12 protein-coding genes are annotated in these 9532 nt (G+C 75.3%); 5 read left to right on the top strand and 7 right to left on the bottom strand.

Annotation, left to right across the window (positions count from 1 at the left end; genetic code table 11):
- The coding region (locus ACFPBZ_RS19890) for a hypothetical protein (protein WP_378037836.1) at positions 1–580 on the top strand (580 nt) is incomplete at its 5' end.
- Positions 581–596: 16 nt separating this feature from the next.
- Here the strand turns inward: ACFPBZ_RS19890 and ACFPBZ_RS19885 are convergent.
- Positions 597–1736 (bottom strand): lysylphosphatidylglycerol synthase transmembrane domain-containing protein, encoded by a 1140-nt coding sequence (locus ACFPBZ_RS19885; protein WP_378037835.1) that lies wholly within the window; start codon positions 1734–1736, stop codon positions 597–599.
- Positions 1737–1853: 117 nt separating this feature from the next.
- Positions 1854–2324, bottom strand: a complete 471-nt coding sequence (locus tag ACFPBZ_RS19880; protein WP_378037834.1) for a GNAT family N-acetyltransferase — start codon at positions 2322–2324, stop codon at positions 1854–1856.
- A gap of 100 nt (positions 2325–2424) precedes the next feature.
- Between ACFPBZ_RS19880 and ACFPBZ_RS19875 the strand changes: the two genes are divergently transcribed.
- On the top strand, positions 2425–3705 hold the full coding sequence (locus ACFPBZ_RS19875) for an aminotransferase family protein (RefSeq protein ID WP_378037833.1): 1281 nt from the start codon (positions 2425–2427) through the stop codon (positions 3703–3705).
- 7 nt (positions 3706–3712) lie between these two features.
- On the opposite strand, the gene corA is transcribed toward ACFPBZ_RS19875, so the two are convergent.
- The 3 genes from corA to ACFPBZ_RS19860 form a co-directional block, all read right to left on the bottom strand.
- Positions 3713–4753: a magnesium/cobalt transporter CorA gene (corA, locus tag ACFPBZ_RS19870; RefSeq protein ID WP_378037832.1), complete on the bottom strand. Its 1041-nt coding sequence runs from the start codon at positions 4751–4753 to the stop codon at positions 3713–3715.
- Between the two features lie 75 nt (positions 4754–4828).
- Positions 4829–5671 (bottom strand): alpha/beta fold hydrolase, encoded by an 843-nt coding sequence (locus ACFPBZ_RS19865; protein WP_378037831.1) that lies wholly within the window; start codon positions 5669–5671, stop codon positions 4829–4831.
- Positions 5672–5741: 70 nt separating this feature from the next.
- Complete coding sequence (locus tag ACFPBZ_RS19860; RefSeq protein WP_378037830.1) at positions 5742–6239, bottom strand: hypothetical protein; 498 nt, start codon at positions 6237–6239, stop codon at positions 5742–5744.
- 152 nt (positions 6240–6391) lie between these two features.
- Between ACFPBZ_RS19860 and ACFPBZ_RS19855 the strand changes: the two genes are divergently transcribed.
- A complete protein-coding gene (locus ACFPBZ_RS19855; RefSeq protein ID WP_378037829.1) occupies positions 6392–7015 on the top strand; it encodes an L-threonylcarbamoyladenylate synthase in 624 nt (207 codons plus the stop codon).
- A 6-nt stretch (positions 7016–7021) separates the two neighbouring features.
- On the opposite strand, the gene ACFPBZ_RS19850 is transcribed toward ACFPBZ_RS19855, so the two are convergent.
- Together ACFPBZ_RS19850 and ACFPBZ_RS19845 are read right to left on the bottom strand one after the other, a co-directional pair.
- Positions 7022–7471, bottom strand: coding sequence for a DUF4333 domain-containing protein (locus tag ACFPBZ_RS19850; RefSeq protein WP_378037828.1), 450 nt, complete (start codon positions 7469–7471; stop codon positions 7022–7024).
- A 426-nt stretch (positions 7472–7897) separates the two neighbouring features.
- Complete coding sequence (locus ACFPBZ_RS19845; protein WP_378037827.1) at positions 7898–8425, bottom strand: Hsp20/alpha crystallin family protein; 528 nt, start codon at positions 8423–8425, stop codon at positions 7898–7900.
- Between the two features lie 109 nt (positions 8426–8534).
- Here ACFPBZ_RS19845 and ACFPBZ_RS19840 point away from each other — a divergent pair, with 109 nt between their 5' ends.
- The gene (locus ACFPBZ_RS19840) at positions 8535–8783 is read left to right on the top strand and encodes a hypothetical protein (protein WP_378037826.1); all 249 of its coding nucleotides are present in this window, start codon (positions 8535–8537) and stop codon (positions 8781–8783) included.
- Positions 8784–8817: 34 nt separating this feature from the next.
- Positions 8818–9531 carry an HAD family hydrolase gene (locus ACFPBZ_RS19835; protein ID WP_378037825.1) on the top strand — a complete coding sequence of 238 codons (714 nt, stop codon included), beginning with the start codon at positions 8818–8820 and terminating at the stop codon, positions 9529–9531.
- Position 9532 lies beyond the last annotated feature (1 nt).

The raw sequence follows: 9532 nt of genomic DNA, 5'->3' as shown, positions 1-9532 counted from the left end.
GATCGCCGAGGGCCCGGCCTCCGCCCCGTTCCGCTCCCCGGGGGCACCGGGGCCGGGGGACGACGCCCGGACCTCGCTGGTCGGGCACGGCCCGGCACCGGCGCGGCCGCCGGCCGCGCCGGCCGGGACGCCGCCCGGGGGACCCGACCCCACGCCCGGACCTCCGCGGTCCCGGGTGCGACTGCTGGTCGTCGCGGCCGCCGCCGCGGTGCTCGTCGGGGCCCTGACCACCGGCGGCGTCGTCTACGCCCGCAGCGGCTCGGTCTCGGCGACCCTGACGCCGCCCGAGGCCCCGGCCACCAGCGAGGTGGTCCCGGCCGTGGCGCCCACGCAGGAGGTCGTCGAGGAGGACCCGTCCGCCGGCTCCGCCGTCAGCGGCTCCGGGGCGTCGTCCGGGTCCGGGGGGTCGGCCGGCTCCGGCGGATCACGCGGCGGCGGGTCGTCGTCGGGCGGAACCGGCGGCCGGGGCGGGTCGTCCGGCGGGCACCACGGCTCGTCCACCACCGACCACTCGACCCCAGACCCCGAGCCGGAGCCCCCCGTCGAGACCCCGGCCCCGTGGCCGACCGACGCGAACTGACGCGCCGGGAGGGAGCTCAGTTCGAGCCGGGCCCCACCGGGTCGCGGCGGGCGCGGGCCGACGGGAACGGGAGGGTGTGCACCTCGCCGGGGGCATCCTCCACGCGGTCGTCGAGCGGGGCGTCGTCCGCGTCACCGTGCGCGTGGACCCAGAACCAGGCGGCCCAGCCGACGACGGCCACCCCGACGAAGCTGATGAGGCGGTAGAGCAGCACGGCCGCGAGGGCCGGGTGCGAGGGCACCCCGCCGGCGACGAGGGCGGCGAGCAGGGCGCCGTCGACGAGGCCGAGCCCGCCGGGGAGGAACGCGGCGCTCGAGGCGGCGGTGGCGGCGGCGTAGGCGACGAGGACGAGCGAGAGCGTCATGCCGTCGGCGCCGACCGCCGCGCAGCAGGCGGCGAGGCAGGCGATGTCGAGGAGCCAGTTGCAGAGCGCCGCGAGCCCGACCGTCACGCGGCCGCCGCCGCGGAGCTCGATCAGCGCGAGGCTCTCGATCTGGGCGAGGAGCTCGGGCACGCCGGCCTCGCGGGGGCGGCGGCGGAGGCGGTTGAGCAGGCGCAGTCCGCCGAGGGCCGCGGCCGTGATGAGGCCGGGGCGGCGGGACACCACCACGATCAGCGCGCCGACGGCGACGACCCCGGCGAGCTGCAGCAGCTGCGGCCCGAGGGTGGTGGCGCGGCCGTTGACCACCAGCGCCGACCCGATCGCGATGCCGGCCAGCGCGAGGCTCGCCGCGACCCCGCCCGCGACCATGGTCCAGGTGGTGATCGGTCCGCTGGCGCCCCAGGCGCGGCGGCGACGGAACGTGTAGGCGGTCGAGAGCGCGGCGCCGCCGGGCACGGTGAGGTGCAGGGCGTTCGCGGCGAGGGTCACCAGGACGACCGCGCGGAAGCGGACCCGGACCGCCGCGGCCCGCAGCAGCCGGTGGTGCAGCAGGGAGAAGGCGAGGATCGAGCACGCCTCGCAGACGACCGCGAGGACGACCCACACCGCGTCGGCGTCGACCAGCGCCGCCCCGGCGGCCTCGATGGTCGGGAGGATCAGGATGCAGCCCACGACGAGCGCGACGACGACCGCCGTGCCCGCGACGACCCGCGCAGGACGGCTCGATGCCACGCGACCCACACGGCCCATGACCTCGCCCGCCGTCACTCCCACGCCCTCCACTGTCCTCTCCTCGCGCGCGCCCGGGAAAGACGGGGGTGCCGCGCGTCCGACTGAGAATGACCCTCCGGTGGCGTCCTCACACCGTGATCCACGTCCACCCGGGCCTCCTCAGGCCGGTCGCAGCACCCACCACCATGTCGCCTCCTCGGTCTCGCGGGCCCGCTCGCGGGTGAACCCGCACCGGACGAGCACGCTCGTCGAGGGGTTCGGGCCGCGGGCGGTGCGGGCGACGACGCGGACGAGCCCGGCCGCCGCGGCCCGGGCGACCCACCGGCGCACGGCGGCCGTGGCGATGCCGCGACCGCGGTGGGCCGGGGCGACGTGGTAGCCGATCTCCACCTCGCCGTCGTAGGGCGGACCGGTGAAGCCGCCCATCCCGACGACGACCGTGCCCTCCACGAACAGGTGCGTCAGCCAGCGCGGGTCGACCCCGCCCTCGAGGGCGTCCACGGTCGGCTCGAGGGTGCCGGGCTCGTCCCAGCCCTCGGCGAGCACCAGCCCGAAGCGCTCGGGGTAGGCCTCCGGCTCGAAGGCGAGCGTCACCGCCTCCTCGACGGTCATCGGCCGGACGTCCACCACGGCAGGTCACCGTAGGCCCCGGGGCGACGCCGTGGAGCAGAGCTCGACCCGGCGCCGGACGGGGCGTGACAGCGGGCGTGGCGGGCGCGACGATCGGTCCATGGGATCCCTGTGGCACCCGTTCTCCGACATGGCCGCCGTGCGCGAGCACGAGTTCGTCGTCGACCGCGCGGAGGGCGCGTGGGTCTACGACGAGGCGGGACGCGCCTATCTCGACGGCTGCGCGAGCCTCTGGTACGCCAACGTCGGCCACGGGCGCACCGAGATCGTCGAGGCGGCGATGCGCCAGATGGGGAAGCTCGAGGCCTACTCCTGCTTCGCCGACATCGCGAACCGCCCGGCCCTCGAGCTGGCCGACCGGCTCGCCGCGCTCGCCCCCACCGGCCCCGACTCCAAGGTGTTCCTCGGCTCCGGCGGCGCCGACGCGATCGACACGGCCGTGAAGATGGCCCGGGCCTACTGGCAGGCCCGCGGGGAGCACCAGCGGGTGCACGTCGTCTCGCGCGAGACCGGCTACCACGGCACCCACGGCTACGGGACCTCGATCGTCGGGATCCCCGCCAACCGCGAGGGCTGGGGCGTGCTGGCCGGGGAGAACACCGTCGCGCCGCAGGACCTCGAGGGCGTGGAGAAGGTCTTCGCCGACGTCGGCCCGGAGCGCATCGCGGCCTTCGTCATGGAGCCGGTGACGGGCGCCGGCGGCGTGCACATCCCGCCTCCGGGCTACGTCGAGGGCGTGGCCGAGCTGTGCCGGCAGCACGGCGTCCTGCTGGTGATCGACGCGGTGATCTGCGGGTTCGGGCGCCTCGGCACCTGGTTCGGGATCGAGCGCTTCGGCGTGCAGCCCGACCTCGTGACCTTCGCGAAGGGCGTGACCGGCGGCTACCTGCCGCTCGGCGGGGTGCTCGTCTCCGCCGAGGTGGCCGCCCCGTGGTGGACGACCCCGGGCGAGCGGACCTTCCGGCACGGGCCCACCTACGCCGGGCACCCCACCTGCTGCGCGGCCGGGCTCGCGACGCTCGACGTCTACGAGCGGGAGAACCTCATCCCGAAGGGGCAGGAGCTCGAGACCGCGCTCGAGGCGTCGCTCGCGCCGCTGCGCGAGCACCCGTACGTGGCCGAGGTGCGCGCCGGGTTCGGGCTGCTCGCCGCGGTGGAGCTGACGCCCGACGTGCTGTCCTCGGTGAAGGACGCGCCGAACAAGGTGCTGGCCGGCGCGCGGGCGGCCGGGCTACTGGTGCGCGGGCTCGGCAAGGGTGTGGCGGTGTCCCCGCCGCTCACGGTGTCGAACGACGAGATCCGGCTGCTCGGCGAGGGCATCCGGGCCGGGCTCGACGCGCTGCCGGTGGAGTCGCCGGTGCCGAGCGCGCCGGGTGCCTGAGACCGGACTACATCCAGCCGCGCTTCTTGAAGATCGCGAAGAGGACGAGCGAGGCGACCACCATGAGCGACAGCGCGAACGGATAGCCGTAGACCCAGCCCAGCTCGGGCATGTGCTCGAAGTTCATGCCGTAGATCGCGCCGATCAGCGACGGCGTGAACAGGATCGCCGCCCAGGACGAGATCTTCTTGACCTCCTCGCCCTGGGCCAGGCTGGTCTCGGAGAGCCGCTGCATCTCCTGGTTCTGGCGCTGCCCGACGAGGGAGGCGTTCACCGTCAGGAGCCGCTCGAGCAGCTGCCGGAAGGAGTCCGCGGCCTCGACGGCCGACTCGACGTGGTCGGCGACGTCGCGCAGCCCCCGGTGCAGCCGCACGAGGGACTCGTCGTCCTCGGTGTCGTGGACCAGGGTCCGGAGCATCGCGCGCAGCGGCTCGGTGGCGCGCTGGAACTCGATGACCTCGCGGGAGAGCCCGTAGATGCGGCGGGAGACGTCGGGGTCGCCGCCGAAGACCTCGTTCTCGATCTGGTCGATGTCGCGCCGGAGCTCGTTCACCACGGGCGCGTAGTCGTCGACCACCTGGTCGAGGATGGCGTAGAGCACGGCGCGCGGCCCGAGGGTCAGCAGTTCGGGATCGTCCTCGAGCCGCCGGCGGACGTCGGCCAGGTCGGGGTACTCGGCGTGCCGCACGGTCACGACGAAGTCGGAGCCGAGGAACAGGTGCACCTCGCCGACCTGGACGTCCTCCTCCGCCTCGACGTACCAGGCGGGACGCAGGACGACGAACTCCACGTCGTCGTAGCGCTCGAGCTTCGGGCGCTGGTGGGCGTGCACCGCGTCCTCCACCGCGAGGGCGGGGAGGTGGAGGTCGCGGGCGACGCGGGCGATCTCGGCGTCGTCGGGGCGCAGCAGGCCGATCCAGGCGAAGTCGGCGGCGGAGCGGCCGTCCTGCTCCTCCTCGTCACGTAGCGCGCCGAGCGTGTGGTCGAGGGAGTCGGGCTCGGACGTCCGCCGCCCGGCCCGGTACACCGCGTTGTCGACGACACTCATAGCCGGGCAGGTACCCGGCGACGGGCGGCGCTACCGCCCGTCGCCGGAAGTTCCTTCGCTCAGCTCACGAACTGCTCAGCTCACGAACTGCACGAGCGCCCGGTTGAACTCCTCGGGGTGCGTGGCGTTCAGGCCGTGCGGGCCGCCGGCGATCAGGGCCAGCTCGGCACCCCGGATCGACTCGTGGGTCCGCTTGCCGGAGACCTCGAACGGGACGATCGCGTCGGAGTCGCCGTGGATGACGAGCACGGGGATGCCGGCGTCGGAGATCTTCTCGATGTCGCCGCGGAAGTCGGTGCGCCCGAACGCGGCGATGCAGTCGAGCGTGCCCTTCGGCGAGGCGAACTCGGCGATGTGGCGGTGGTACTCGCGGTTCGGCTCGCTGATCAGGTCGGTCCGCTCGCCGGCGGCGAAGAAGTTCGTCGTGAAGCCGTCGAGGAAGGCGATGCGGTCGGAGGTCACGCCGCCCTGGAACTGCTCGATGGTGGCGTCGTCGAGGCCGCCGTCGGGGTTGTCTTCCGACTTGTAGAGGAACGGCGGGACGGCGGCGGCGAACACGGCCTTCGCGACGCGGCCCGTGCCGTAGCGGGAGATGTAGCGCGCGACCTCGCCACCGCCCATGGAGAACCCGACGAGCGTGGCACCCGTGACGTCGAGCTGGGACAGCAGCACGTCGAGGTCGGCCGCGAAGGTGTCGTAGTCGTAGCCCGACCAGGGCTGCGACGAGTCGCCGAAGCCGCGACGGTCGTAGGTGATGACGCGGTGGCCGGCCTCGATGAGGGCCGGGACCTGGTTCTCCCACGACCGGCTCGAGAGCGGCCAGCCGTGGATCAGCACGACCGGGCTGCCGGAACCCTGGTCGGTGTAGTGGAGCTCGATCGGGGCGCCGTTCTCGGTGCCCACCTGGACGCGTGCCATGGGTGGCCTCCTCGTGATCGGGACGGGCCCGGACGGCCCGCTCTCCGACCACGGAAACTCCGGTTGTGCGCTACCGAGTCCCGCGGATGGGGATGGTCTGCGTCTCACCCGGGGCGGGCAGCTCGGCCGGCACGGTCGACGCCGGGGCGGCGATCGGCTGCGTGCTGGTGGTCGGCCGGGCCGGGGCCGCGGCCGGCCGGGCGGCCACGGGGGCCGTGCCGCTGCCGTGGTCGGCGTCGCCGGAGGTGTCCTCGGAGCCGTCGTCCCAGGAGGAGTCCCACGAGGAGTCCCACGAGGAGTCCCACGAGTGGTCCCACGACGAGTCCCAGGTCGGGTCCCACGACGCCATGCCGACATCGGACAGGACGTCGTCCGACGAGTCGTCGGCGTGCGCCCCGTGCCCGTCGTGCTCCCCGGTGCCCGAGGAGTGGGAGTCCCCGTGCCCGGCGTCGTCGTGGGCCAGGGCCGTGCCCGTCCCGAGGACGCCGGTGACGGCGACCGCGAGGGCGGTGGTGGCGATGCGTGCGCCGGTGGGCGCCGTGGCCCCGCGCGTCGAGTGCGCACCCATGTCTGCCTCCTGCTCCCGGGGTAGACGAGTGGGTCGTCCCCGAGCCCGGGTCTCGGTTGCATCACGAACGTATCCCGGATCGGTGTCGGGTACACGTCGCATCGGCCGGGCGCGTCGGCGAGGTCCGACCGGGGCGGCCTACCCTCGATCGGGTGGCCAGGTTCTACGACGTGCATCCGCGCAATCCCCAGCGGCGCACGATCGGGCAGGCGGTGGCCCTGCTGCGCGACGGCGGGCTGATCGTCTACCCCACCGACTCCGGGTTCGCGCTGGGCTGCCGGGTGGAGGCGCGGGACGCGGTCGACCGCATCCGCACCATCCGCCACCTCGACGACCGGCACCACTTCACGCTCGTGTGCCGCGACTTCGCCCAGCTCGGCCAGCTCGTCGAGGTGTCGAACCCGGTGTTCCGCGCCGTGAAGGCCGCGACGCCCGGGCCGTTCACCTTCATCCTCCCGGCCTCGCGGGAGGTCCCGCGCCGGCTCGCGCACCCGAAGAAGCGCACGGTCGGGGTCCGGATCCCCGACAACGTCGTCACGCAGGCCCTGCTCGACGAGCTCGGGGAACCGCTGCTGTCGAGCACCCTGCTCCTGCCCGGGGAGTCCGAGCCCCCGACCGAGGGCTGGGAGGTCGCCGAGCTCCTCGAGCACATGGTCGACGCCGTCCTCGACTCCGGCGACCAGGGCAAGGAGCCGACGACGGTCGTCGACCTCTCCGGCCCCGAGCCCGAGGTGATCCGCCAGGGCCCGGGCGAGGAGCGCGTCTGGCGCTGGTGACCCGGCTCAGCCGCGGGTGATCTCGAACCGGACGTCGCGGCCCTGGGCCACGGTCACCGTGGCGCGGAGGGTCACCGGCGCCCCGTTCTCCGTGCCCGTGCAGGTGATGCTCGCCCCGACGGTCGCGGGCAGCGGGCCGGGGCAGCGGACCGTCCCGGCCGGCAGCGGCACCGTCCGCTCGATCGTGTCCTGCACCGACGTCGCCGCCAGGTCGTTCGACAGCCAGCTCTCCGGGACCCCGACCGTGAGGGCGGCGACCAGGGCGGCCTCGGCGAGGGTGAGCACCAGCCCGACGACGATCGCCGCGGTGGCCAGGCCCCGCCCGGAGAGCGGGTCGGGGGCCGTGTCGTCGAAGACGCTGCGCGACGACGCCGCGATCCGGCGTCGCGCCGCGATCCCGAGGACGAGCCCGACGGGCGCGAGCAGCACGGCGAGAACCAGGGCGACGACCGCCATCCGCGATCGCCGGGCGGTCGCGGCGACCGGTCCGCGGTGCGGGCCGCCCGGTCCGTAGGCGGAGTGCACCGGCGGGCGGGGCGGCGGGGCGCTCGGCCGGCCGCTCGGGAACGGACCCGACGCGGGGAGGACCGGCGGGCGCGGCGGCATCGGCGGCCGCATCGGTCCCGTCGGTGGCCGCGCCCCGCCCGGGGGCGGCGGCCCCTGACCCCACGGGCCCGGGCCGGGGCGGCCGGGTGGCGGGGCCTGGGGTGGCATCGGATCTCCGGAGGTCGGGGCGTCGGCGCCGCGCGATCGTAGCGAGACGGCTCAGGTCAGCAGTAGCTCGCGGGCCCGACGACGCCGGGTCGTCCCCGGGAACGACGAACGGCCCGCTCGTCACCTTCCTCGGTGACGAACGGGCCGTACGTCCGGTCGGAGCGGGGATCAGGCCTGGGGCTGGTCGCCGTCCTGCGCGGGGGCCTCCTGGGTGGGGGCCTCCGGCGTGGTGGCCTCCGGCGCGGGGGTCACGCCGTCGATCGCGACGCGACGCGTCTGCGGGGTGACGGGCTGCGGCTCGGCGTACGCGCCGCCCACCCGCACCGACAGCACACCGGCGTCGTACGAGGCGCGGACGGCGTCGGGGTCGACGTGGCGCGGCAGCGTGAAGCTGCGGCGGAACGAGCCGCGGCGGGACTCGCGGAAGCCCTCGCCGGTCCGCTCGTCGCGACGCTCGCCCGCGACCACGAGGCGGTGCCCGGTGACCTCGACGGTCACGTCGGACGCGACGTCGACACCGGGCAGCTCGAGCCGGACGACGGCGTCGTCGCCGTCGCGCTCCACGTCGGCGGCCGGGACGTACCAGGCCGACTCGGCGGGCCGGGTGGTGACGGTGCTGCGCACCAGGGCGTCGGCGAGCCGGAACGGGCCGAACGGGGTGACGAAGCGGGGGCCGCGGAAGGTCAGTGCGGTCATGGTGTCCTCCTGGGTGAAGGTGGCCCGTCCTTGCGGGCCGCTGACTCCTCCAACATGAGCCGACCCGGCTCAATTCCCGCCGGACGTCGATGTCTGGGACCGTGGCGGCATGAGCGAGCCCACCGACCGGGTCCCGGGCGACGACACCCCCGGCCTCACCCCCGACTACACCGCCGACGGCGTCCCGACCTTCGACTTCGTCCGCGACCGCATCGCCCGGCGCGCCGCGACCGCCGACGGCGCGGGGGTCCTCGACGAGGAGACCCCCGAGGTCCGGGACCTCGCGCAGCAGGAGGCCGACCGCGACGCGGCGGGCAAGCGGCGTCTCGAGGAGATCCGCCGCAGCATGGGCGGCTGACACCTGCAGCGGCACCCGCTGGTCCAATGTGGCCGTGCGCGCCCTGTTCGACCTGACTGCCGCCTACGAGCCGACCGCCGACCAGCGCCGGGCGCCCGTCCCCGCCGTCGAGGCCGTCCTCTTCGACTTCTCGAACACGCTCTTCCACATGGTCGACGTGCACACGTGGCTCACGCGGGTCGCCGCCGCGACCGGGCGGGACCTGGACGTCGAGCGGACCCTCGCCGACGTCGTCGCCGCGGCCGCCGACCCGGAGGTGGCCGCCGCCCAGCACGGCCGCGACCTGTCCGACGCGGCGCACCGGGAGGCCATGCGGACCTGGTTCGCGCGGGTGCCGGGGCTCGCGGGCGCGGAGGACACGGCGACCGACGTGCTGCGCGCCCCCGACGCCTGGGTGCCCTACGCCGACACCGCCGGGGTGCTCGACGCCCTCGCGGCGCGCGGCGTACCGGTCGGGATCGTCTCCGACATCGGCTGGGACATCCGCGCGCACGCCGACGCCGCGGGGCTCGCCGACCGGGTGGGGGCCTGGGTGCTCTCCTGCGAGATCGGGGTCGAGAAGCCCGACCCGGCGATGTTCACCACCGCGTGCCGGGCCCTCGGGGTCGACCCGCGCGCGACGCTGATGGTCGGCGACAACCCGGTCCGCGACGGCGGGGCGGTCGCGGTCGGCTGCCGCGCCTTCGTGCTGCCGAGCGAGTACCGCGACGGCGAGCGCGGCCTCGGCGCGGTGCTGGGCCTGCTCTGAC

This window comes from Actinomycetospora atypica, from assembly GCF_042653685.1.
Taxonomy (GTDB): Bacteria; Actinomycetota; Actinomycetes; order Mycobacteriales; family Pseudonocardiaceae; genus Actinomycetospora; species Actinomycetospora atypica.
The sequence above is the reverse complement of the archived record's forward strand: the minus strand, read 5'-3'. Positions and strand labels throughout refer to the sequence as shown.